Annotated in this window: 15 protein-coding genes; 6 read left to right on the forward strand and 9 right to left on the reverse strand. The window is 69.3% G+C overall.

The features are described 5' to 3' along the window. The first annotated feature begins 33 nt into the window (after positions 1 to 33). Complete coding sequence (locus WME85_RS06220; RefSeq protein WP_437836053.1) at positions 34 to 4,659, forward strand: nSTAND1 domain-containing NTPase; 4,626 nt, start codon at positions 34 to 36, stop codon at positions 4,657 to 4,659. Between the two features lie 165 nt (positions 4,660 to 4,824). Beyond that, a complete protein-coding gene (locus tag WME85_RS06225; protein ID WP_437836055.1) occupies positions 4,825 to 5,121 on the forward strand; it encodes a hypothetical protein in 297 nt (98 codons plus the stop codon). 284 nt (positions 5,122 to 5,405) lie between these two features. Here WME85_RS06225 and WME85_RS06230 read toward each other — a convergent pair whose 3' ends face one another. Further along, the gene (locus tag WME85_RS06230) at positions 5,406 to 5,894 is read right to left on the reverse strand and encodes a hypothetical protein (protein ID WP_437836057.1); all 489 of its coding nucleotides are present in this window, start codon (positions 5,892 to 5,894) and stop codon (positions 5,406 to 5,408) included. A 391-nt stretch (positions 5,895 to 6,285) separates the two neighbouring features. Next, on the reverse strand, positions 6,286 to 6,903 hold the full coding sequence (locus tag WME85_RS06235) for a CAP domain-containing protein (RefSeq protein ID WP_437836058.1): 618 nt from the start codon (positions 6,901 to 6,903) through the stop codon (positions 6,286 to 6,288). A gap of 434 nt (positions 6,904 to 7,337) precedes the next feature. Here WME85_RS06235 and WME85_RS06240 point away from each other — a divergent pair, with 434 nt between their 5' ends. Next, entirely contained in the window at positions 7,338 to 7,613 is a 276-nt protein-coding gene (locus WME85_RS06240) for a S41 family peptidase (RefSeq protein WP_437836060.1), read from the forward strand. A 76-nt stretch (positions 7,614 to 7,689) separates the two neighbouring features. On the opposite strand, the gene WME85_RS06245 is transcribed toward WME85_RS06240, so the two are convergent. Both WME85_RS06245 and WME85_RS06250 read right to left on the reverse strand, forming a co-directional pair. Then, the gene (locus tag WME85_RS06245) at positions 7,690 to 8,340 is read right to left on the reverse strand and encodes a cupin domain-containing protein (RefSeq protein WP_437836062.1); all 651 of its coding nucleotides are present in this window, start codon (positions 8,338 to 8,340) and stop codon (positions 7,690 to 7,692) included. Between the two features lie 2,361 nt (positions 8,341 to 10,701). Then, on the reverse strand, positions 10,702 to 11,178 hold the full coding sequence (locus WME85_RS06250) for a hypothetical protein (protein WP_437836064.1): 477 nt from the start codon (positions 11,176 to 11,178) through the stop codon (positions 10,702 to 10,704). Positions 11,179 to 12,489: 1,311 nt separating this feature from the next. Between WME85_RS06250 and WME85_RS06255 the strand changes: the two genes are divergently transcribed. After that, positions 12,490 to 13,272 carry a hypothetical protein gene (locus tag WME85_RS06255; RefSeq protein WP_437836066.1) on the forward strand — a complete coding sequence of 261 codons (783 nt, stop codon included), beginning with the start codon at positions 12,490 to 12,492 and terminating at the stop codon, positions 13,270 to 13,272. Between the two features lie 133 nt (positions 13,273 to 13,405). Here the strand turns inward: WME85_RS06255 and WME85_RS06260 are convergent, their stop codons facing one another. Both WME85_RS06260 and WME85_RS06265 read right to left on the reverse strand, forming a co-directional pair. Further along, on the reverse strand, positions 13,406 to 14,395 hold the full coding sequence (locus WME85_RS06260) for an STAS domain-containing protein (RefSeq protein ID WP_437836068.1): 990 nt from the start codon (positions 14,393 to 14,395) through the stop codon (positions 13,406 to 13,408). 759 nt (positions 14,396 to 15,154) lie between these two features. Continuing rightward, positions 15,155 to 15,631 carry a GNAT family N-acetyltransferase gene (locus WME85_RS06265; protein ID WP_437836070.1) on the reverse strand — a complete coding sequence of 159 codons (477 nt, stop codon included), beginning with the start codon at positions 15,629 to 15,631 and terminating at the stop codon, positions 15,155 to 15,157. A gap of 176 nt (positions 15,632 to 15,807) precedes the next feature. Here WME85_RS06265 and WME85_RS06270 point away from each other — a divergent pair, with 176 nt between their 5' ends. Together WME85_RS06270 and WME85_RS06275 are read left to right on the forward strand one after the other, a co-directional pair. After that, positions 15,808 to 16,785, forward strand: coding sequence for an AraC family transcriptional regulator ligand-binding domain-containing protein (locus WME85_RS06270; RefSeq protein ID WP_437836072.1), 978 nt, complete (start codon positions 15,808 to 15,810; stop codon positions 16,783 to 16,785). Between the two features lie 181 nt (positions 16,786 to 16,966). Then, positions 16,967 to 18,073: a BPSS1187 family protein gene (locus WME85_RS06275; protein ID WP_437836073.1), complete on the forward strand. Its 1,107-nt coding sequence runs from the start codon at positions 16,967 to 16,969 to the stop codon at positions 18,071 to 18,073. 70 nt (positions 18,074 to 18,143) lie between these two features. On the opposite strand, the gene WME85_RS06280 is transcribed toward WME85_RS06275, so the two are convergent. The 3 genes from WME85_RS06280 to WME85_RS06290 form a co-directional block, all read right to left on the reverse strand. Next, entirely contained in the window at positions 18,144 to 19,241 is a 1,098-nt protein-coding gene (locus tag WME85_RS06280; protein ID WP_437836075.1) for an alpha/beta hydrolase family esterase, read from the reverse strand. Positions 19,242 to 19,680: 439 nt separating this feature from the next. Further along, positions 19,681 to 20,985, reverse strand: coding sequence for a DUF1552 domain-containing protein (locus tag WME85_RS06285; RefSeq protein ID WP_437836077.1), 1,305 nt, complete (start codon positions 20,983 to 20,985; stop codon positions 19,681 to 19,683). Between the two features lie 9 nt (positions 20,986 to 20,994). Continuing rightward, entirely contained in the window at positions 20,995 to 22,662 is a 1,668-nt protein-coding gene (locus WME85_RS06290) for a DUF1592 domain-containing protein (RefSeq protein WP_437836079.1), read from the reverse strand. Between the last annotated feature and the right edge of the window lie 495 nt (positions 22,663 to 23,157).

Raw genomic sequence — 23,157 nt, forward strand, 5'->3', positions numbered from 1 at the left:
TTCAGCAGCGTGGCGGTGCCTCCGGGAGAATCCTTGCGTGGCGTCGCCGAGGGATCGCCGCCGGGGGAGGTCCTCCAGACCAGCGATCAGGACGACGCGACGGGCGCCCTCGGTCGCGCGCGGATCGCCACCGCAGCCCTGCGGTCGCGACCCCTGCACCCGGCGGTCGCGGCTCCGCAGGTGGACTCCACCCTCAAGCACTACGAGATCATCCGCAAGCTGGGCCAGGGTGGCATGGGCGTGGTCTACCTGGCCCGCGACACCAAGCTGGGCCGACTGGTCGCCGTCAAGGTCCTCCTCGAGTCCGACGGTCGGAGCGCCGAGCGCTTCCTCGCCGAGGCGCGGTCCACGGCGCGCTGCAAGCACGAGAACATCGTGGTGATCCACGAGGTGGACGAGGTCGACCGCGTTCCTTACATGGTGCTCGAGCACCTGGAGGGCCGCACGCTGCGCGCCTTCCTGGTCGAGCGAGGAGGGCCGCTGCCGCTGAGCCTCGCGGTCGAGCTGATGCTCCCGGTGGTGCGCGCGCTGGGCTGCGCCCACGCGCTCGGGATCGTGCACCGTGACCTCAAGCCGGAGAATGTCTTTTTGACCGAGGCGGGGCCGATCAAGGTGCTCGACTTCGGTATCGCCAAGCAGCTCGAAGCCGACGAGATCGAGCGGCTCGCGGCCCAGGGCGCGAATTCGCGCTGGCTACCGGCGTTGACGCAGGAAGGAGCGCTCGTCGGCACCGTCCCGTACATGGCGCCGGAGCAATGGCGGGCGGAGAAGGTCGATCCCAGGACGGATCTGTGGGCCGTGGGGATCATGCTCTTCGAGCTCTGCACCGGGACGCACCCGCTCGCGCCGTTCGCGGTGGGGCAACTCGGGCAGGTTCGGAGTCTCGACGTGCCCATGCCGCGCGCAAGCGACACGCGTCCCGACCTGGGCGCGCTGGGCGACGTGATCGATCGCTGCCTGAAGAAGCGCCCGGACGAGCGCTTCGGCGGAACCGAGGAGCTCATCGCGGCGCTCGAGCCCTTGCTGCCGGGCGCGAAGGCGCCGGCGCTCCGCGAGGACGCGAGCCCCTTTGCCGGGCTGGGCGCGTTCCAGGAGGTGGACGCCGGGCGCTTCTTTGGGCGCGATCACGACGTCGCCGCGCTCCTCGGGCGTCTTCGCAGCCAGCCGCTCGTGATGGTTGCCGGGCCGTCCGGCGCGGGAAAATCGTCGTTCGTGCGCGCGGGCGTGATCCCCGCGCTGAAGCGCTCGGGCGAGCCCTGGGAGGCGTTCACGCGCAGGCCGGGGCGAAGGCCGCTCCACGCGCTCGCCGACCTGCTCGCGCAGATCGCGGCCACGCCGGTGACGACGGGAGCTCCACCCGACGCGTCGAGCTCGCACGCCCTCTCCTCGGCGAGCGACCCCGATGCGCTCATCGCGGCCCTGCGCGCCCAGCCCGGCCTCCTGGGCGCCCGGCTGCGCGCGCGTTGCCGCAGCCAGAGCGCCGAGCACAAGATTCTCGTCTTCGTCGATCAGCTCGAGGAGCTTTACACGCAGGGCATCGATCCGGCGGAGCGGGCCGCGTTCGTCGCGTGCCTGGAGGGCGTCGCCGACGACGCGTTGTCCCCGCTCCGCGTCGTGCTCTGCATGCGCTCGGACTTCCTCGACCGGCTGGCCGAAGATCGCCGGCTCATGACCGAGGTGACCCGCGGGCTCTGGTTCCTGCCGCCCCTCGACCCGAACGGCCTCGTGGCGGCGCTGATGCGGCCGGTCGAGGCTCTCGGCTATCGCTTCGAGACCGCCGAGATGACGCTAGCGATGCTCCGCGCCCTGGAGAGCGCGGCGAGCCCCCTGCCGCTCTTGCAGTTCACCGCGACCAAGCTGTGGGAGGCGCGCGATCGTGGGCGCCGGCTCCTGACGCAAGAGAGCTACGAGAAGCTCGGGGGTGTCGCGGGCGCGCTCTCCACCCATGCCGACGCCGTGTTCGCAGGCTTCTCGTGGATCGATCAGAGGCGTTGCCGGGCGATCTTCCTCCGGCTGGTCTCACCCGAGCGGACGCGCGCCGTGGTGAGCTTGCCCGACCTGCGAGAGCTCGGCGACGTGGGAGACGCGGTGGAGCGGGTCGTCTTCCGCCTCTCCGAAGCGCGGCTGCTCTCGATCGAGACTGGCGAAGAGCGCGCCTTCGCGACCGTGGAGCTGGTGCACGAATCGCTGATCGCGTGCTGGCCCAAGCTCGGGCGGTGGCTGGACGAGAACCACGAAGAGGCGGAGTTTCTCGCGCGGGTGCGCCCCGCGGCCAAGCAATGGGAGGCGAGCGGCTGCGCCGACGGCCTGCTCTGGCGAGGCGAGGCGGCGGAGGAAGCCCGGCGCTGGCAGAAGCGGCAGGGCCCGGCGGCGGGCGCGCAGCAGGGCGCGCGGGAGGCGCGCTACCTCGCGGCGGTGGTGGCGCTGGGGGAGCGGGAACGACGGAGGAGGAGGCAGGTCGTCGCGGTGCTGTTCGGTGCCCTGAGCCTGGTCGTGCTCCTGGTCTCCGCTCTGGCGGTCCAATCGAAGCGGGCGGCGGAGAGGGCCGAGGCGGAGAGGGCCGAGGCAGAGCGCAGCGCCGCGAGCGCCCGGAATGCCACGCGGATGGCCGCGGCCCGCGAGTGCCAGGGAGACCCCACCACGATGCTCGCGCTACTCCGCGAGATCGAGCCGGGCCCGGCGCCGCCGGGATGGGGCGAGCTTGCGCGGTGGGCACGGGGTGCAGGCGTCGCCACGATGGTGCTCCTCCACGAGGATTTTGCCTGGTCTGCCGCATTCAGCCCTGACGGCCAGCGCATCGTCTCCGCTTCGTGGGACAAGACGGTGCGCGTGTGGAACAGTGACGGCTCGGGACTGCCCCTCGTGCTCCGTGGTCATGAGGACCACGTCTATGCGGCGGCGTTCAGCCCCGACGGCCAGCACATCGTCTCCGCGTCGGCAGATAAGACAGTGCGCGTGTGGAACGCTGACGGCTCGGGACTGCCCCTCGTGCTCCGTGGTCACGACGCTGTCGTCTATGCAGCAGCGTTTAGCCCTGACGGCCAGCGCATCGCCTCTGCGTCGTGGGACAAGACGGTGCGCGTGTGGAACAGTGACGGCTCGGGACTGCCCCTCGTGCTCCGTGGTCACGACGACCGCGTCTATGCGGCGGCATTCAGCCCCGACGGTCAGCGCATCGTCTCGGCGTCGATGGACAAGACAGTGCGCGTGTGGAACGCCGACGGTTCGGGCCAGCCCCTCGTGCTCCGTGGTCACGACGATTTCGTCTTTACGGCAGCGTGGAGCCCCGACGGCCGACGCATCGTCTCCGGGTCCGAAGACAGGACGATGCGCGTGTGGAACGCCGACGGCTCGGGCCAGCCCCTCGTGCTCCGTGGTCACGACGGTAGCGTCTACGGGGCGGCGTTTAGCCCCGACGGCCAGCGCATCGTCTCCGCGTCTTTTGACAAGACGGCGCGCGTGTGGAACGCCGACGGCTCGGGCCAGCCCCTCGTGTTCCGTGGTCACGCAGACCGCGTCCCTACGGCGGCGTGGAGCCCCGACGGCCAGCGTATCGTCTCCGCGTCCGAAGACAGGACGGTGCGCGTGTGGAACGCCGACGGCTCGGTCCGGCCCCTCGTGCTCCGTGGTCACAGCGACTGCGTCAACGCGGCGGCGTTCAGCCTCGATGGCCAGCGCATCGTCTCCGCCGCTTCTGACAGGACGGTGCGCGTGTGGAAGGCGGACGGCTTGGGCCAGCCCCTCGTGCTCCGTGGTTGCGACCATATCGTTTATGGGGCGGCGTTCAGCCCCGACGGCCGGCGCATCGCCTCCGCGTCGTGGGACGGGACGGTGCGCGTGTGGAAGGCCGACGGCTCGGGCCAGCCCCTTGTGCTCCGTGGCCATGACGGTGGCGTCAATACAGCGGCGTGGAGCCCTGACGGCCAGCGCATCGTCTCCGCGTCCGAAGACAGGACGGTGCGCGTGTGGAACGCCGATGGCTCGGGCCAGCCCCTCGTGCTCCGTGGTCACGACGCTGTCGTCTATGGGGCGGCGTGGAGCCCCGATGGCGGGCGCGTCGTCTCCGCGTCGAAAGACAAGACGGTGCGCGTGTGGAACGCCGATGGCTCGGGCCAGCCCCTCGTGCTCCGTGGTCACGACGGTGTCGTCTATGGGGCGGCGTGGAGCCCCGATGGCCAGCGCATCGTCTCCGCGTCCGAGGACAGGACGGTGCGCGTGTGGAAGGCCGACGGCTCGGGCCAGCCCCTCGTGCTCCTTGGACACGACGGTAGCGTCTATGGGGCGGCGTTTAGCCCAGACGGCCAGCGCATCGTTTCCGCGTCGCAGGACAAGACGGTGCGCGTGTGGAAGGCCGACGGCACGGGCCAGCCCCTCGTGCTCCTTGGGCACGACGATGCCGTCAACACGGCGGTGTGGAGCCCCGATGGAAGGCGCATCGTCACGGCCTCGGACGACAAGGCGGTGATCGTGTGGAGCGACCTCGAGCCGCTCTCGGGCGCCGACGACCCGAAGCTGTGGACTGCCACCACCTACTGCATGCCCCTCGACATCCGAAAGCGCCTGCTCGGCTTTCCGGAGGAGCAGGCCCGCGCCGACCTCGAGCGCTGCCAGCGTCGTGTCCGTGAGGTCCAGACGCAAGCCGCCGCGCCCGGGCGCTGATGGTCCGTGACCACCGACGTCGGCGCTGGCTTGCGGGCGCGCGCGCGTCGGCCTCGCCTGGGCTCCCCGGGACGTCGACTGCCATATGCCCCGACGTCATGATGCCGCCCTTGTCGGGCGTACGCGCACGTCTCGGCGGTCACCGAGGACGCTCAGTACATCGAGATGGGGTTCGCCGGGACGCAGCTCGATATCAAGCTCGGCACGGGGCTGTCACCCCCCATCCTCACGTCGGTCGACTACGATCCTACGGCACCGCTGTTCGTCGCGTTCGGCGAGTCGGATGGCCGGCTCACCTGGGAAACTTTCCAGGACGGCTACGAGTGGACGGTGCAGCACGCCGAAGACAGCACGACCTCTGTCTCCTCGCTCCGCATCGTGATCGGCGCCGGCACGATCGACGCCGCCCCCACGGAGCCGCCCGGGGTCGCGCGGTTCGACCACCTCAACGTCCTTCCGTGAGCCGTGCGGCCGCGGGACCTCCGCGCAGCGCCGCGACCTCTTCGTCGTTGCCTCTGCTCGACGCCGTTCACCGCACGAGGCGGTCGAGATACCCGGTCAGCACCTTGGACATGCCTGAGCGCCCGCCCGTCGCGGCGGCCGCTGCGCGGGGCAGGCTCCGCACACCGTCCTCCCGGTGCACAGGTGTCTTCCCGTGAATCGAGGATGCTGGACCGCCGCTCGTGGTTCCGTGCGGGAAGCGGTGTGTTGCCGGGGCGCGGACTGCTCTGCGCCCGCGGGGCCTGTCAGTCTGGACGGGTCGGCAGGCCTCCGGTGGCGCGCGTGCTGTTCGGTCTCATGCTCTTCGTCTTCGGGCTCAACGGCTTTCTGGGCTTCATCCCGCCCCCCACGGTGCCGGAGCGCGCGGCGGCGTTCCTGGATGCCCTGACGGCGATGGGGTACATGGTGCCGCTCATCAAGGGCGTGGAGGTCGCCGCCGGGGCGCTGTCGCTCGCGAACCGCTTCGTCCCGCTCGCGCTGGTGCTGAAGGCCACCAGCCGACTCTCTTCGCAGCGCTCGCACCGGGGCCGCACGAACCCGCGGCAGAGCAGCCCGCAGTCGAGGTAGGCTTCGAGCTCCTTCTTCGCGTGCTTGGGTATCCGGACGGCGATGGCGCCGTCGTCGATGGCCCCGTACAGCGTCTCCACGTTGTCGCGCACGATCTCGTAGAGCGTCGTCTTCTCCGGACGACGGCGCTCGTAGACGACGCCCGTGGTACGAGCCGCGCTGGCCACACGGCGCCGACAAGGCACGCCGCACGCCACGCGGTGAGGGCGCGTTTTCGCCGCGAATTTCGACAACCCGCCGGGCTATCGCCCATGGCGGAGCGGCGGGCCGGGGGGCGGCGGGCCGCGACGCTCGCTGCCGCGGCGGAGGCGCTCGCCGAGCACCCGGCTCGCGCTCGATATGTCGGCGCGCGAGAACGCAGCGCCGCGCAGCGTTGCAGGAGGAGATCATCCGGCTGCAGCAGAGCCGGCTAGCGGAGCTGTCCACGCCGATGATCGCGATCACCGAGCAGGTGACGGTCATGCAAGTACAGGCCCCTGGAGAAGGCGCCGATCGGCACCGACCCGTCGCGGGGCAGGACGCCGCCCTCGATCTCGAGCGCGGGGCCCACCCGCGCTCTCAGCGCGTGAAGTTCTGGACGGCCCAGACTTTGCCGCTGCTCGTCGTGTAGAAGCCGCAGGCGACCTGGGTGACGGAGTCGTCGGTCATGTTGATGAAGTGGCCGTACATTTCGTAGCAGTCGCCGGTGCAGTCTGCGGTGGGCGGCGGGCCTTCGTCCCACATCTGTTGCATGCACAGGCCGATGACTTGCTTGTCGGAGGAGTAGCCAGGGCAGGAGTTTTGCGAGCCGCCGGGCTCACAGATTCTTGCTCGGATGCCGGCGTGAGCCTCGTTGTGATCGGCGTCGTATTTCGCCATCTCGTTGGCGCAGGCTTCGCCGTCTTCGCGGCGCTTGAGCGCAGGCAGGCAAGCGCACTGCGTGAGGAACTGGTTGATGCGATCGACGCAGTCTTGCGCGAGGTCGCCGGTGCTCGGCGGTGGGTCCAGCTTGCAGGCGAGGTTCTTGACGCAGGCACCGTCGCCGCCGGTTCCGCCGCTCGCTCCGCCGGCTCCGCCACCCGCCCCGCCGGCTCCGTCATTCGCTCCGCCAGCTCCTGCCGACGCTCCGCCGCCCGCTGTGCCCGCGCTCTCCGAGGAGCCGCCGGCTGGCTCGCCGCCCGTCGACGCTCCGCCCATCGCGGCTCCTCCTGTCGTTGCGCCGCCATTCGTCGCATCGCCGCCGGGGCTCGTCGCGCCTCCGTTGGGTTGGGTGACGCCGCCAGTGCCGCTCGTGCCCGGGGCGCCCGCGGCGGCGCCCCCTGCGCCTCCCGAGCCGCCGGGCTCGTCTGGCGAGCTGGAGCAGGCGAATGTGAACGCGAGCACGCTGAAGGAAGCGATACGCATGCCTGCAACTGTGGAGCTGCTGCGACTGACCGATCAAGTAAAAAGAAAGAAGGATGATGCGAGGTGTTCGAAAATTCCGCTGCGTTTGGACGAGGTTCGCTTCCAACCGCTCGCTTCGTTACGGACAGCTCTTGATGTCGACGGACGCCGCGTGGATTTCTTCAGCAGCTCCCACCCCCCGTCAGCAGCGCGCGAGAGTTCGTGGGTCGTGGGCGCGTTGGTAGAGGATGCGGACACGCGGCTTCTGGGTGTCCGTTCGTCGATACGTTCGGCCCGCTGGATTCGCCCGCGTACGGGGGCCCATCGTGTTGCTCGTCGGCAACGGGACGCTATCGGCGGCTGAGCATTTCTCGCTCGCGCTCGTCGACGCGAATCGCGTCACCGTGGTCGGCCGGGGGACGGCCGGGACCGACGGGAACATCACGGGCGTGCAGCTCCCGGGGCAATTCGCCCTTTCGTTCACCGGGATGGTATTGTCTACACCACGCTGGGTGGCCTGGTGAGCTCCAGAGCAACGATTCGCGGAAATCGCTGCTCTGGGGGACTAGCCGACCGTTGTTTCGACGACGCGAAGCGTGGTCACGGGACGACCAGTACTGGAACGCCCTTGCGAACCACGTAAGATATGACGAACTTGAGCGGCTTCGTAGCGCTCGTGTTCTTGAACATCACGTGGGACACGTTCGGCAAGTCCCGAAAGCTCTGCCCGTCGCGGACCTCGATGGTCTTGCCGCCCTCGAAGGTGGATTCGAAGCTGCCGCTCACTACGTACCCGACGCCTGCCGCCGGGTGGTGGTGCGGCGGCGCCGCGACGCCGGGCGCATACTCGATGAGGTACATCCGCGTCTCCCACCCGGGAAAATCCTGCAAGTCCGACTGATCGAGCAGCGTGCGCGAGATTCCCTGGGCAGTTTTCGGTTCCTGGGCGCGCTCCGTGCTCACTGCGGAGCTTGGCGCGGGTGTCGCCGGAGCTTGCGCATTCGGGTGCGTTTCCGCTGCAGGCGAGGCAAGTTGGTTGGCGCTGGCCGCCGGCACTGGAGCCGCGCTGCCCTCGGTTTCCTGCGTTCGAGCGGCCGGCGTCGCCTCCGGCCCGTTCAGCGGGAGCTTCGAGTCAGGGGACACTGGCGCCGGCGACGGTTGCGTCGCACAAGCGCTCACCAGAGAAAGCAACAACGCCGCACCGCCGAACAACGTCGAGGGAAACTTGCAATCAAGCACGCTCTTTTCCATGGCACTCCTCTTTTAAGTCAAACCGTCCGGGACGGGCTCAGGGCTGCGTGGCGATTGCGGCAACTGCCGCCGCCGAACGCCTCTTCATCGCACACTTCCTGACAAAGCCCTCACGCATCTCCACGTCAGGAGAGGTTCTTGGAACGCCCTCTGAAGAACTACATTTGTAGTTCACTGCTTGCCCCTTGTCAACGGTCCAAGGCAGGGGGGCACGGCCCGGTCAGGGGCAGCGTCTCGGAGAAGGCCAGCAGTCAAGCCGGTTGCAACCGATCACTGGCAGGCTGACGCCTTTGATGCGAGCGCGTCGCACGCTTCGGCGTAGCCGCTCCGCGGAGCGCGTTCCGAAGCATCCTTGTCGGAGACAGCCGAGTGCGTAAAGTCGCCTTGCGATGGCGAAGCGACGGAGCACGGAGGCGGGCGTTGAAGTCCCCAGCACGACGACGAGGGTGCTGGAGCTGTCAGCGCCCTTGGGACTCAGGTCGAGGCGGCGACGGAGCGGGTAGCTGGGAGCCACGGTCAGGATCTCTTGCAAGTAGAGCTCGGGGTCGAGCCAGGAGGTCCTGACCGCACTCATCGCAATGGAACCGTAGAAATCCATGCGAGGACTCCGCAGCGCAGGTAACCGCGAAACGCCTGCTCTACGTACCGAGGAGGCGGCCGCTCGTAGGTTTCGCGAGCGTGCGCGAGGAACGATTCGAGTTCCTCACGAGCAGGCGACCGATCGTCTCGTGAACGACCCGGGCCGCCACCTCATCCCCGAGGGCGACGGCGCGGCTCAGGGTGCTGGCGAGCGAGGCGACCACGGCCGCCCCACGCGACGGATCGGTCACGGCGAGCTCCCCAGGCCCGGGGCTCGACGATTGGGCCCGGCTTGGGCCCACGCCTTCCGAGGGGCTGCGATCCGTCGTCACGCCCACCCCAGATCCCCAGGGATCCGACGGCTCGCTACGGTTCGTCCCCGCGGAACAGTCCCGCCAGAAAAAACGGTCGATGACGAGCGGTCGCCGGAAACATTAGCGATTTTGATAGATTCCGCCTGTCTCGCCGCCGAAGGCGGCTCCGGTGTGGCCCAACGGGGCGCCCTCCGCCGCCGCATCGCCCGCGGTGAAGGGCCCGCGGCGTCACCGATCGGGGTCGGCGCCTGGCCTGGCGGCAGAGCGCCGAACGAGTCTCCTTCGCTCGCCGCGCCGTGGCCGGGCCCTTCGATGCGCTGCCGCCTGTGTCGGGCTCGTGCCTGCGTCCCCGCACTCTGCCGGCCCAACGCTTCGCGTTGCCTGTCTGTGAAATCAAACTTTTTGCCCCGCAACGCGTCGAAGTGGACTGTGCTCTACCCCTATGACAACGACACCTGTAACGCCCGACGTGACGACCCCTACAGGAACCTCGCCGAGCTCACTCGCAACGCCAAGGAGTTTCGACGGCAGATCCGCGATGGCGACCCGACTAGGCGCGTCCGCCATGGGATCGCAGGCATCATGCTCCTCCCGCTCGTGGCAGTGATCGGCTGCACCGATTCACCCGTCCACGACTTCTCCGTCCACGACTTCCATGACGCTCTCCTTGGCGCGCTCTGTGCGAACCTCACCGCATGCTGCGGCGTGACGGTTCCTGCAGACTCGTGCGTGGACCAGCTCCGATCCTCGATGGGCGCGCACCCCGAGCTCCAGGCGGAAGCTGTCGCGGCAGGGCGGCTCGAGTTCCGCGAGGGGCCGGCGCACGCTTGCATCGATCACATGCAAGCGCTGTCGTGCCCCGACTTCGAGGCAATGGGAGCCTCCGGAGCGTGGCTCGCATGCGACGGCGCGTTCGTCGCGAAGGTCGCGACGGGGGGCGACTGCGCGGTGTCCGCGGAATGCGCAGACGCGGACACCTACTGCGAGGTCGCGATCTTTGCGCACCTCGGTACGTGCGTGGTGAAGCCGGGGTCCGGCGATCCATGCACGCACGAATGTGGCGATGGCCTTGTGTGCCCGAGCAAACGTGGCTCTTTTTGCGTCGCGGCGAAGCCCAACGGCCAGGCATGTGAGAGCGACCGCGCGTGCCTGAGCGGCTACTGCAACGACTCGGGTGGCGAGACCATCTGCAGCGACCCCGAGGCCAACGGGCAGCCGTGCGCCAATGACAGTCAGTGCAAAGAGGGCAACTGCGACACCTCAAGCGACCCACCCGTCTGTGCGCCGAAGAGGCCGAACGGCGCGACGTGCACCGCGGGCGACGAATGCGCGAATGGCGCGTGCGTGGACCATCAAGGTTCGGGCGTGTACACGTGCGCTTCGGCGGCGTCCGGATGCTCCATCTCCCTCTGATCGGCATGACAGTTTCGCGGGGCGGACATGCCGCCCCGCTGGATCGCGGCTGGCCTCAAGGCGTGTAGACGATGTCGCCGTCATCGAAAAAGCCGCCGGGGATCGAGACGCCGACCGCGCCGTAGTAGTTCACGTCGACGGCGTCGACGCCCGCGCCTGGGCTGCCCAGGTCAGAGAAGGCGAAGCGGTTCGCCGCAGCGAACGTGCCGCCCGAGCTCCAGCACGTGCCATGGCCATCGAAGCTCCAGCTCCCGCCGCTCACGGTATGAGGACGGAAGCGCAGGTAGCGGCAGGTGACGGGGGCTTCGCCGGGATTGTGGATGATGATCGTGAAATGCCCCCTGAGCGAGCCGTCGGCCTGCTGGCTCACCGACCCCATGAAGCTGGCATCGCCGCGCACGCCCCATCCGGAGAGCGTCGGCAGCGGCCCGGCCGCCGCAGGGGACGTGAACGCTGTAACGGCCAGGCCGGCGGCCATGGTGAGCGATAGGACGAGGGAGCGGGTCTTGTGGGTCGTGTTCGTGGGCATCATCGTCTCTCCTTGATCGTTGCAGCAAGTCTCGCGGGCGGCTTCCTTCGTGCGGAGACCAGGCGGACACTGGCATGAGGCGTACCAGGGCCCACGAGGGGAGCGGGTCGAGCGGGGAGGCTGGTTCAGCCGAGATCCTGGAAGGGGCGCGGCGCGAGGGACGCGGGCTGGAGGGACGCGCCTCCATGTCTGGTGGTGGCTCGCGGCACCACCGAGGGCGCGCGAGCCGTCGTGCCTTGGTGAGAGGGCGTCACAAGCAGGCATCGCTCTGACAAGCAGGCATCGCTCTGACAAGCAAGCTTCGCTCTGTCCTCGCTGCACGACACGTGCGGTGCTCCTCGCGGAGCGGAGAGCGTCCGTGATATGGGAGTTCACCAGCGTGGTATAGACATGATTGCAGGTGGTTCTGTCATTTGCCCAGAGAGGGTTCACATGAAGGCGGTAAGGCGGGAAGATCATTGAGATTTTCTTCCCGCCTTACCGCCTTCATGTTCAAATGACAGCACTACCTGATTGCACAGCCGAGTGAACTCGTTGGATATGTTGGTTCCGGGCGCCTCGTCAGTGCGGCTTGCTACCGTCGGCGCGACCTTTCTCTCCCCTCCGGTGCTGGCACCAGGCCGAGCAGCCGACCGATCCCCTCGTGAACGATCCGCGCCGCCTCCTCATCCCCAAGGGCGACGGCGCGGTTCAGGGTGCCGGCGAGCGAGGCAACCACGACAGCCCGAGGCGACGCGTCGGCCGACGCGAGCTTCCCAGGATCGAGGCTCGCCGGTTGGGCCCACCCCCATCGACGGGCTGCGATCCGTCGTCACGTCTCCCTGAAATCCCCGACAGAGCACCGGCTCGCACCGGTTCGCCCCCGCGGGACAGTCCCGCCAGGACGACCACGTCGCCCATGCCATCCCGCTCGAGCGCGCGCCCGCCGCAGCCACGGCTGCGAGGTGTCACCCCCCGCCACACCTGACACCTGCCACACCCGGTCGGTGTGGCAGGGATCCAGGTGTCGCGTGACAGGCGCGCGCGTTCCGGGGAAAGCACCATCCGGAGCGCGGGACGGGAGAAAGTGCGCCCTTCGTGAATCCCGGGTGAAGCCGGCGACCGCTCGCAGGACGACATCGCCTCTGGCCCCGACCTTGCTCATGCGCTCGAGGCGAAGGCGAACGCCTCGCACGACGCGCTGTCGAGCCCACGGACTCGCGGATAGGCCCGCGGACGCGCCGCGAGCGTCGCACAGCGGGGTCGTGCCGCGCGCTGGCCGGACACGCGGGCAGACGTCCGCACATGACCCATGAACGACCGAGGAGAATGACAATGATCATCGATTCGATGCTTCGCGACCTCTCGATGGCTCACACCGCCCGTCGCGCCGCGGCCCTCGCCCTGGGGCTCTGCCTCGTTGGCGGCTGCGCCGTGGGGCAGGAATCGGGGGCCGAGGCGGTCGAGGAGGGGCTCGCCCCGATCGCGAGCCTGCACCTCGCGAACGGCGCCGAGGTCCACTTCTACGAGCCGGAGGAGGGGCGCGTGCTGGGGTTCACCAGGGGCGACATACCCGAGTCCCTGGAGCGGCTGCCACCCGTCGCGCTCTACGAGGCGCTCTCGCGAGAGGCCGCGCCGCCGGCGCTGATCGCGGCGCAGCAGCGCATGGACGCGGGACGGCTCGCCCGCGGCCCGCGCCGCGCCGCGACGGAGCCCGACGTGATCGAGGCGTCGGCGCCGACTCCGCAGGCGGGCGCCGGAGAGGCGCTCGGGAGCGCCGCGCAGGCCCTGACGGCGAGCGACTTCGTGGACGATTGGTGCGACGTCAGCGGCCTCGATATCAACTTTTGCTGGACCGACAGGACCGACTACCATTGGGAGGAGCTCAAGGGCGTCAAATGGTTCCACGCCCACGTGGACTCCACGTCGGGCACGGTGGAGCTGCGGGTGCACTACAAGAACTTCTCGGGCGACTGGGTCCTGACCTTCGCCCAGACCGTCACGGAGACCGGGGGCGTGATCTCGTACGAGACCGAGGACAACGACACCTACAGGGTCGCCGTCGCGCAGGTGGATGCCGGCAACAGCTATCATCTCTCGATTCACGGCGACAAGTAGGCCACGGCGACAAGTAGGCCACGGCGAGGAACAGGCCGCGGCCAGCCGCGACCGGATCGAGCTCGCCAGTGCGGTCGACCTCGAAGGGACGATCAGCCCGTGAGGACAGCGGGGGCTGCGCGACCGGCGATCGTCAGCGCGCCGGGCGCGGTGCCACGCCGGGCTCCGACCTGCGCCGCCGCGCGAGGGCGTCGCGCAGCCCCTCCTGCAGGTTCGCGAACCTCGCGACGCCCTCGAAGTCGAGGCCAAGCTCGACGAGCGTGCGCGCCGCCCTCGCGGAGAGCCCCACGATCACGCACCGGGCCCCGAGGAGCGCCGCTGCGCGCGCCGCGGCGCTCAGGTGCGACGCCGCGTCCTGATCCATGTCCGGCACGCCGGTCACGTCGAGCAGGACCTGCTCGGCGCTCGTGTCGGCGATCGCCCGGAGGAGCGTGTCCAGCATGCGCGCCGCGCGGTCGCCGTCGATGCGCCCGATCAACGGCAGCGCCAGGACACCTTCCCAGAGCCGCAGTACCGGCGTGGAGAGCTCGGCGATGGCGTGCTGCTGCTCGTCGATCAACCGGAGCTTCTGCGTGAGCTCCGCCGTCCGCTCGGCGACGGCGGCCGCGAGCTCATCGCTGTGACGGCGGAGCTCCTCCTCCGACTGCTTCAGCTCGCCGACATCCATGTGGAGCATGACGACCTCGCAGACCTCTCCCTCGGCGCCCGTGACCGGGTGCAGCGCCGCGGCGACCCAGCGAAACGTGCCGCACTGGATCTTGTCGGTCGCGGCCGGATCGTAACGTATCGTCGGGAGCTGCACGGGCTCGCCGGTGTGGAACGCCCGCTCCAGCTGGTCCATGAAGCCGTTCGCCACGATCTGCTCGTCCTCCAGCAGCAGGTATCCGGTGAGATCCTCCACGCGCAGCCGCCAGATCCGCTCGAAGCCGGGGCTCACCTCGACGGTCCGACTCTGCGGATCAAGGATTTGAAAGCTGACGATCCCTGCGTCGGAGAGCGATCGATAGCGGCGCGCCGGCACCTCGAGCTCCGCCACGCGACGCCGGAGCGCCTCGTTTTCGCGCTTCAGCTCCTCGACGAGCGCGCGGTCGCTGTTCTCTCGCTGGCCTTCGGTAGACTCCATGGATCGATGCCCCTCCCCTGCGCGGTTCCTGCGCTCCGCGCTCGTCGCCCACCGACGCTCCCTGCAGGATCCCGCTGTGTCGGCCGAGGGAGCGCCCGCCAGGACGGGGGACATTATCGCAGATCGCTTCGCGATCGAGGCGAAGGTCGCCTCCGGCGGCACGAGCGTCGTGTACAGCGCCCAGGACCTGCAATCCGGCTTACCGGTCGTGCTGAAGCTCCTCGACCGGCAGGGCGACGCCACAGGCGACTACTTCCTGCGCGAGGCCGACCTTCTGGACGACAGGATCCACCCCTCGACCCTCGCCGAGATCCACCGGCGCGGCATGGTCCACCGCGACTTCAAGCCGAGCAAGCTCAGCAGTAGAGTCGGCACGGGCTACCCGACACGACTCGGCAGGACTGATCTAGCTCCGGCTGGTCTCGCTCAGGCCGCCGCGGGGATCGCATGGGAAGTCGCCCGCGCGTCCGATCGCCACCCGGACGTCGCCCCGGCGGTGGGCCGAGTCCTGGCCGCCCTGGGGGGTGGCCGTCGGGCACGAAGGGGCCGACGAGATCGGCCTCGAGGGCTTCCACCAAGCGAGGGCAGACGTCGGAGGGGGCCGCGACTCCTGCCCGTTCGTGGCGAACCCGGACCAGCTGCCGGTCGCCGACGTCCCCGCTCTCACGCCGCTGCGAGGTGAGCGAGATCAAGGTGGCGCCGCCGGTGCTGCCGCTCGGCGCCGGTGCTGGAGCCAGAAGACGCCAGCTCCTGCAGGCGTCACCTCGTCTTCTCGAGCGGGCGTGAGAAGACGAGCACCGGGAGCCCGCTCACCGGCACCACGCTCTCGTCCACCAGCGTGAAGCCGTGATTGCGGTAGAACGCGGCGTTGCGCGGCTGCTCGGTACGCAGAACGCAGGTCGTCCACCGCTCCGAAAGCACGGCGAGGGTGCGCTGGAGCAGCCGGCCCCCGTGTCCGCGCCCGGCCAGCGACGGCTCGACGCCCAGCGTGCCGAGGTAGACGCTGCCTTGCCCGAGAAAGGGGCGAACGCGGGCCATCGCGGCGTCTTCGTGCGCCGACAGCCGCCACCACACCGCCGGCGGAGCGACGAGCATCACCTGCCACAGGCCGCTGCGGACGACGTCTCCGAGGCCCATGCCCGCGTGCGCGGGAGGCTTCCAGTCCACCGAGCCGACCCCGGGCTCGAACAGCCGCCCGCCGTGCCGGTCCGCGTGCGCCAGCATCGCTCCGTACACCGTGGTCATCGTTTGCGGTCGCCGGGCGGGGTCGGGCTCCGCCCAGGAGATGAAAGGATCTTCGTGAAACGCCCTGGCCAGTATCTGTGCAGCAGTCATGCGCCCACTATGCGTTCGGGCGTTTGTCCCCGCACGCCAGTCGTTTGTCCTCGTGCGCCACGTGGTAACCTCGCGGAATGCCCGTCGTCGCCGCCACCGCACAGGCCATCTCCGAGGCGCTGGGTCGCTTCGGGGTCGATGTTCCGCGGCTGAAGATCGGCCCCATCCACGACGACCTGGCGCTCGCGACGTTGTGGGCCCGGGCGATCGCGCGCACGGGCCGGCGGACCCTCCCGCTCGAGGTGGGGCTGACGATGCCGCTGGGCACGATGGGCGTGGTGGACTACCTCGCGGCGTCTTCGGCGACGGTGGGGGCGGCGCTCACGGTGGCCCAGCGGGTCTTCCCGCTCGTCGCGCCCGGCGTCCAGTTGCTCCTCGAGCGGCTGCGGAGCGGCGTGCGGCGCGTGGTCATCGTCAACCAGCCGCCCTTCCCAGGGCAGCTCGAGAGCGACCTGCTGGTGCTCGGCATCGTGTTGGCGCGGATGCGGGCGCTGGCGAGCCGGTCGCTCGAGATGCCGTGGCTCGAGCTGGCCGAACCCAGCCCCGAGCCGCGCGCGCGGTGGGTCGAGCTGCTCGGCGTGGCCCGTTTGCGGTTCGGCGCGCGGCGCACCGCGCTGCGCTTCTCGTCGGGCGACTGGACGACGCCCCTGCGCAGCGCTGACCCGCGGCTGCTGGCGACCCTCGAGGCCACGGTGGGGGCCGAGCAGCGCACCAGCGACGCGCTGCTCGTGGCCGTGCGCGCCCTTGCGCTGCAGCGCCTGCCCGACACGCCGACCCTCGGCGAGGTGGCCTCGGCGCTGGGGCTCAGCGTGCGCTCGCTGCAGCGCAAGCTCTCGCTGAGCCGCACCTCGTTCGTGGAGATGCTGGACGAGGTACGCCGCGATCGCGCGGAGCAGCTGCTGGACGAAGGGGTGCTGACGCTCGGCGAGATCGCCGCCCGTGTGGGGTTCGCCGAGCAGGCCTCCTTCACGCGCGCGTGGCGGCGCTGGCGCGGGGAGGCCCCGTCACGGAGCCGCCGCCACGGATCGGCGCTCACGCCACGGCGAGGCCGGTGAAGCGCCCGGGGATCCTCGTGGGAGAACGCGTATCTCACCAGCTCGGCGAACGCGACGGCGGCGCCCTGCGAGACCGCCGTCGCCAGCCAGGGCGCCCGCGCCGCGCTGCGTGACCGAGAAAGTCGGGAGATCCGGCTCGTCCACCGCGGGGCGCCGGAGGTGATCTGGTATTGTTTCGAGCATGCGGATCACGGCGTGGATCGGTTGTGCCTGGTGGGCGCTCGGGTGCGTGGCGTGCGGCGGCTCGTCGAGCGACGGCGGCCCCCCGGGCGCTGGCGGCGGAGCAGCCACGGGCACCGCGACTACCGGGACCGGCGGCGCCGCCGTGACCTCCGGAGTCGGTGGCTCTGCGGGCGGCGCGAACGGCGCGGGCGGCGCGAACGGCGTGGGCGGCACGGGCGGCACGGGCGGCGCGGGCGGCGCGAACGGCGCGGGCGGCGCGCCGCGCGAGCTGCATGTGGACACGAGCTCGCCCGAGCTCAGCGAGATCCGGTTCAAGCCCAGCGAGCTTGATCCAGAGGTCTCCGACCGCGACCTGGAGCAGGTGGCCCTGCTCGACACTCGGGTCGCGCGGTTCGCGGGCAAGCTCGTCGTCACGCTGTCGGGGAGCAGCCAGCCTCCTGGCCCGCTCGACCTCACCCGCTTCGTCGCCGCGCGCGGCTTTCACGCGTTCGCGGTGGCCTACAAGAACGACTACAACATCGTTCAAAATGATCCGGACACGTTCGGCGACGCGCGGCTTGAGGCGTTCGACGGTCAGGACCACACCGCGCTCATCGAGGTGACAAGGGCCGACAGCATCGAAGCGCGGCTGGCGAAGGCGCTCGCGCACCTGAAAGAGGTCCACCCGCGAGGCGACTGGGGCTACTTCCTCGAAGACGACGGGAGCCCGCGCTGGTCGGTCATCATCTTCAGCGGCCACTCGCACGGCGCGAGCTCGGCCGCCCGCATCGGCAAGGTCGTCCGGCTCGACCGGGTGGTGTCGCTGGCCGGGCCGCGCGACACGAACCCGGTGAGCGCCACCTGGCTCTCGGAGCCGTCGGCGACGCCCGTGGATCGCATGTTCGGATTGACCGGCGAGCGCGATGAGCAGCACCCGGATCACCTCGAAGCATTCGACCTCATCGGCCTGCCCGGCGAGCTCGTCGAGGTGGACGTCCCGGGCGCGGCGCCGCCGTACGGCGGGTCGCACCGGCTCGCGCTCAAGGACGGTGACCACGGAGCCGCTGGCAATTGCGGCGCGCACGTCGCCGTCTGCGAGGTGATGTTCGGCTTGCCGCTGCCGTGATGTCGCGCTCCCCGTCGAGTGAGGCTGCCTCCCCGTCGTCGTTGCGCCCGACGCAGTCGTCGACTCGAAATCAGAATTGCGTGATGAATTTCCACGCCTCGGGGGCGTTCCAGCTCGTCGATTGCCCGGGGTCCTTCGGCTCCCAGCCGTGCGGGCCGTCGAACACGCAGTACTTGGTGGGGTGGCCTGCGGAGCAGCCCTTGTACTCGGTACACGTGTGGGGCTGGCCAGCTGCCGGGAAGGTGGTCGCCGACGGCTCCTCCATGCAGCCGTTGACCTTCGCGAACTGGGCTTGCTTGACGCGACCGCTGGTCGGCATGGGGGGGCCGCTGCTGTCACCGCTGGCTTGCGACGCGTAGTAGGCGATCGGCTTGGTCAACGTCGCCGTGCAGGAGCCCGTGAGATCTGCCCCCGAAAAGAAGGCGACGCCTCGGAACACGTCCGCGCGGGTGCAGGCGAGAGCCAACGACATCGCTCCCCCGAAGCTGAAGCCGGTGGCGAAGATCCGGGTTTTGTCGATGCAGAGATCTCCCTCGATCTCCTCCAGGATCGCGTCCGTCAGCTCCACGTCCGACTTGCTCCAGGAACCGGCGCCGTTCGCGGCGTCCGGCGCGACGAAGATGGTGGTAGCTCCAGTGTCGAGCGCCGCCATCGTGAAGTAGTTCCGGTTCGCCACCGACATGGCGGAGGAGCCGGACTCCGCGAAGGCGAACACGAGCCGATACGGCGTGTCCTTGTCGTAATCGCTCGGCACGCGAAGGATGTACTTGCGAGAGGCGCCGCCGAACGAGATGTCGATCGTGCCGTTTTGCAGAGTCTTCGCTTTGCCGCAGCCAGCGCTCTTGACCGCGTCCGTCCCAGTCGAGCCGCCGCCGCTGCCGCCGCTGCCGTCGCTGCCGCCGCTGCCGCCCGCGCCGCCGGAATCGGAGCCACCCGACGCGGCGGCGCCGCCGCCTGCGGCCGCTCCGCCCGCGCCCGCGGAGCCGGGCTGGCCACCGCCCGTGGTGCTGCCCGCGCTCGCGGCGTTACCACCGGCGCCCGCCTGCGCTTGGCCGCCCGCGCCTGAGACCCCCGGTTCTTCCGACGGAGGGGTGCTGCTCGACGAACAAGCAACACCCGAGAGTGAGAACAGGGCAAGGACCAGGGAGGAGCAACGGGCGCTTGTCATCGGGAACTCCAACTCCGCGCGCGCGAAGTGGCGCGACTGGGACTCGACCCTAGCTCATGGACTCCCGATCAGCAATGGATTGAAGCGCGCCGGTTCAGTTGTGAAGCAACAGCTCAAAATTGACGCATCACCCTACCGGCCGCCACCGTATTGTTCGGCACGTAGGTAAAAGAAGCCGGGCGCGCAGGTAAAAGAAGCCGGAGCGCAGCGCGAAGAAGCGTAACGCAGCAAGCCGACAGGGTGGGACCGCGAGCGTCTCCCCACGCCATCACCGCGTCGATGGAGGCGCGGAGCTGCGGCGGCATGAACTCCCGCTCCGCGCAGGCCACCGCGCCTTCGAGCCGCACCAGCTACCTGAGCGCGAGCTGCGCGGTGAGCCGGAGCGCCCCCGGGCGTCGCAGCACGGCGCCGCCGTCGCCGCGCCGTGATCGACCGCCAGCTAGGCGATGAGCGGACCTCGACACCAGGAAGCGCGGCCGACAGACGTCACGTTCATGCCGAGCGCCCGGGCAATGCTGACATAAACGTCGTTGTGATTGCGCCCGCCGGCGTCGAGCAGGCGCCCGGTCTTCCAGGCACCTCCACAGCTGCCGGCAACCACGAAAGGTGCGTGCTGGGGCGGGTGGTCGGTCTCGGCGAAGTTCTGGGACGAGCCCAGCTGGCTGCTGCCGTTCTGGGTGCAAAGGACCGCTGCGGTGTTGTCGAGCAGCGAGAACTCGCCGTCGGAAATGCTCTTCAGCTTTTCGACGAAATAGCGGAACTCTCCCGCGAAATAGGCCTGGAGCCGGGTGATTTGCTGTCCTGGAGCGCCGTCCGGATCGCCGTGTGAGATGGAGTGCCAGGCCGAGATGTCGATGTCGCCGAACTTGATGGCTTCGTTGTTCTCGCCGCCGCCCCACATCATGGAGGCCACGCGGGTGATGTTGCAGGCGAAGGCCATCGCCAGGATGTCGAGATACAGCCGGCTGTGCTCCGGCATGTCGTTCATCATGGTGTTCTTGCTGAGCAGCGGCGACGCGATCTGCTTGCACGAACTCTCCTGGGGGATGCTGCCGCCGACGTCGCGCTCGAGCGTGCGCAGCGACTCGAGGTAGAAGTCCATCTTGACGGCCTCCTCCGGCCCGAGCCGCCCGCGGAAGGACCGGACGTCGTCCTTGATGAAGTCGAGCACGCTCTGACGGCGGAGCAGCGCCTGCTCGGCGGCGCTCGGCGTGTTCATGGTCGGGCCGCCCCCGCTGATGCGGTCCGCGATGCGCTGGTATGCTGCCAGCGGGTTCGTCACGCTGGGGATGAACCTGCCATCGACCTGAGACAGTCCGGGGATGACGCCGCCGTCGCCGGATGTCTGTCCGACCGCCATCTCCAGCGATGCCAGCGGGGTCGTGTCCTTCAGGAACCTGGCGAACTCCTGATCGATGCTGGTCGGCGCGCCGAGGCCGAACACCGAGAACGACGCCGAGCGGTGCGCGTTACCGGGGTCGCGTATGAGCGTCAGGTTCTTGAACACCAGGATGTCGTCGCGCACCGCCTCGAGCGGCGCCATGTGTGGCTTGAGGACGAAGTTCCTTTCGCCTCCGGTCGGCTCCGATTGATACTGAGAGCCGTTCGCGTAGCCGAACATGGCGACGCGCGTGATTCGCGGAAGCGCTTGGGCGTAGAGGTTGTCGACCAGCCCAGAACAGAAGAGCGTTCCGTAGCCGAGGCCACGGAGCATCGTACGCCGGGAAAATTTCACGTTGCGCATGGCTGACTCCTAGTTCCTCCGGTCGATGAAGCTCGGTGATTCGATCACGCTCAGCACCAGCTGATCGATCGCGTGCTGGGAGCGCGCAAACCCGTCCACGAGGCGCTCCTTCTCACAGGCGTCGAGCTTCAGCCAGTCGTATCCTGAAGCGTAGGCCGCGAACTGCTGGGCGAAGCAGCCGTAGACGTCCGGCTTCTGCGCCAGCTCGTCCACCATCTCCACGAAGTTGGAGAACACGATTCCGGGAGGCGCGTTCCCCTCGCTCGGCAGCGGCAGGCTGCCGCTCGCGTCGATCTCCTGCCCCTGATCCGTCGTCCTGTAGCGACCGATGGGATCGTAGCTCTCGAGCGCGAACCCGATGCCATCGAACAGCTTGTGACAGACGGCGCAGCCCGGGCTCGCATGAATGCCGAGCCTTTGCCGACCCGTGGCGCCCGGCTCGGCGAATTGGCCAGCGTTCGGGACACCGCCGGGCGGCAGCGGCACGCGGTGGCACAGGACCTCTGCGCGGACGTAGGCGCCGCGCCCGACGAGGCCCGTATCCTGGCTGTGCGAGTGGCCCCAGAGAAACGGCAGCGAGGTGAAGATGCCTCGGCGTTCGGCCGGATTGAGCTCGCGACGCACCATGGCGTCGCCGGTCACCCCGCTCAGACCGTAGAGCGGGGCGGTGCGCTCGTTCACGAACGCGTACGTGCCCGAGAACAGCGAGTCGAAGCGACGATCCGCTCCCGCGTCGAACAGCACGCTGTTCGTGAGCAGGCGCAGCTCTTCTTTCAGATCGGCGGTGAGCTCGGGCGTCACCATCGGGAAGACGGTGGCGTCTTTCACCGACTTCGAGAGGTTCTCGAGCTCCAGCCACTGCTCGAAGAAGTGGTTCATGGCCGGCGCCGCCTTGTCGCGCGCCTCGAACAGGCGCTGGGCCTGGGCCAGGATCACCGCGCGGTCGCGCAGCTTCCCTTGATCTGCGAGCGCGGTGAGCTCGGCGTCCGGCGCGCTGTCCCAGAGCAGGTACGAGAGCGCCGAAGCGATCTCGTGATCCGTCAGCGATGTCACCGCTCCGGTGTCCTTCACCGTGCCGAGCTCGGTGCGGTGCAGGGTGCTCGGCGACATGAGCAGCGCCTGCACGACGCTCTTGACGCCTCCGGCAGGACCTTCGCCCTGCGCGGCGGTCTTGGCGAAGAGCGCGCTGAAGGACGTGATCTCGGTCGCCGAGAGCGGGCGGCGCCAGAGCTTTTGCCCCGTCCTGGCGACGAAGCCGTCCAGGCAGCTGCCAGGCGCCAAGCTGTCGACGTCGCAGGCGATCCCGAACTTGTCGGGGTTCTTCAGCGCGTGCGCCCCGAGCTCTTCACCGAGCGCGAAGTATACCTCCGCGAGGAGCGGCGCGACTCGCAGCTCTTCGGCCTGGTTGGCGAAGCCGTCGAGCCTGGCCTCGCTCGGCAAGTTCGAGAGCGCTTCCGGCTGGATGTCGAACTCGTCGCGCAAGGTGTTGGCGAGCTGGGCGTTGGTCAACCGCCAGATGCGCGGTTTGGCCAGCGCAGGGGTGGCGCCACACTCGGCCGCCGCCGTCTCGCCCTCGGGTCCCCCGCCCGCGGGTCCCCCGTCCTCGGGTCCCAGGACGCCCGTGCACCCGCTGGCCAAGACGACCGCGAGCGGCGCAAGGCGAAACGAGCGGCTCATGAGTGAACGCGGTACACCGATTCGTTTTGCGATTGGCATGGAACGCTCTTGCTGGGATGAAATGTTGGACGAAGCTGGGTGAGGCTGGAAATCCAAACGCGATCCGAACGTCCGGTCAGGTCACCAGATGAGCCATCGACCTCCTGGTCGGCCGACGCACGGCAGCGTCGACGAGGTTGGTTGTCTACGGCTGAGAGCTGAGTGAACCGGCGCGTGTGCGGGCCGCAGGTGAGGCCCCGCGCTCAGAGCGCGGTAGGGCGCGAGCGATGCCCCCGCGAACGCGCCGCTGCACGCATGCTCGACGACCGAACGAACCTACCCTGCGCCGAGATCGATCCCGATCCCGGGGACGAAGGACCGGCGCACACGACGGCCGGTCCAGGGCAAAACAAAAGGACACCCCGAGGAGGTATTGTGAGCGTTCACAATATGGGTGTCAACAAGAAACAGAGCGGCGCGCGGGCCTCCTGGATCCCGAGGGTGGGCCGCGGCGTC

Source organism: Sorangium sp. So ce1153 (assembly GCF_051521595.1).
In the GTDB taxonomy this organism is placed as follows: domain Bacteria; phylum Myxococcota_A; class Polyangia; order Polyangiales; family Polyangiaceae; genus Sorangium.

Coding starts and splice junctions, on each gene's coding strand:
- WME85_RS06225 (WP_437836055.1), top strand. CDS start 4,825: ATGGGGTTCGCCGGGACGCAGCTCGATATCAAGCTCGGCACGGGGCTG.
- WME85_RS06235 (WP_437836058.1), bottom strand. CDS start 6,903: ATGGGCGGAGCGTCGACGGGCGGCGAGCCAGCCGGCGGCTCCTCGGAG.
- WME85_RS06240 (WP_437836060.1), top strand. CDS start 7,338: ATGCGGACACGCGGCTTCTGGGTGTCCGTTCGTCGATACGTTCGGCCC.
- WME85_RS06245 (WP_437836062.1), bottom strand. CDS start 8,340: ATGGAAAAGAGCGTGCTTGATTGCAAGTTTCCCTCGACGTTGTTCGGC.
- WME85_RS06250 (WP_437836064.1), bottom strand. CDS start 11,178: ATGATGCCCACGAACACGACCCACAAGACCCGCTCCCTCGTCCTATCG.
- WME85_RS06255 (WP_437836066.1), top strand. CDS start 12,490: ATGATCATCGATTCGATGCTTCGCGACCTCTCGATGGCTCACACCGCC.
- WME85_RS06260 (WP_437836068.1), bottom strand. CDS start 14,395: ATGGAGTCTACCGAAGGCCAGCGAGAGAACAGCGACCGCGCGCTCGTC.
- WME85_RS06270 (WP_437836072.1), top strand. CDS start 15,808: ATGCCCGTCGTCGCCGCCACCGCACAGGCCATCTCCGAGGCGCTGGGT.
- WME85_RS06275 (WP_437836073.1), top strand. CDS start 16,967: ATGCGGATCACGGCGTGGATCGGTTGTGCCTGGTGGGCGCTCGGGTGC.
- WME85_RS06280 (WP_437836075.1), bottom strand. CDS start 19,241: ATGACAAGCGCCCGTTGCTCCTCCCTGGTCCTTGCCCTGTTCTCACTC.
- WME85_RS06285 (WP_437836077.1), bottom strand. CDS start 20,985: ATGCGCAACGTGAAATTTTCCCGGCGTACGATGCTCCGTGGCCTCGGC.
- WME85_RS06290 (WP_437836079.1), bottom strand. CDS start 22,662: ATGAGCCGCTCGTTTCGCCTTGCGCCGCTCGCGGTCGTCTTGGCCAGC.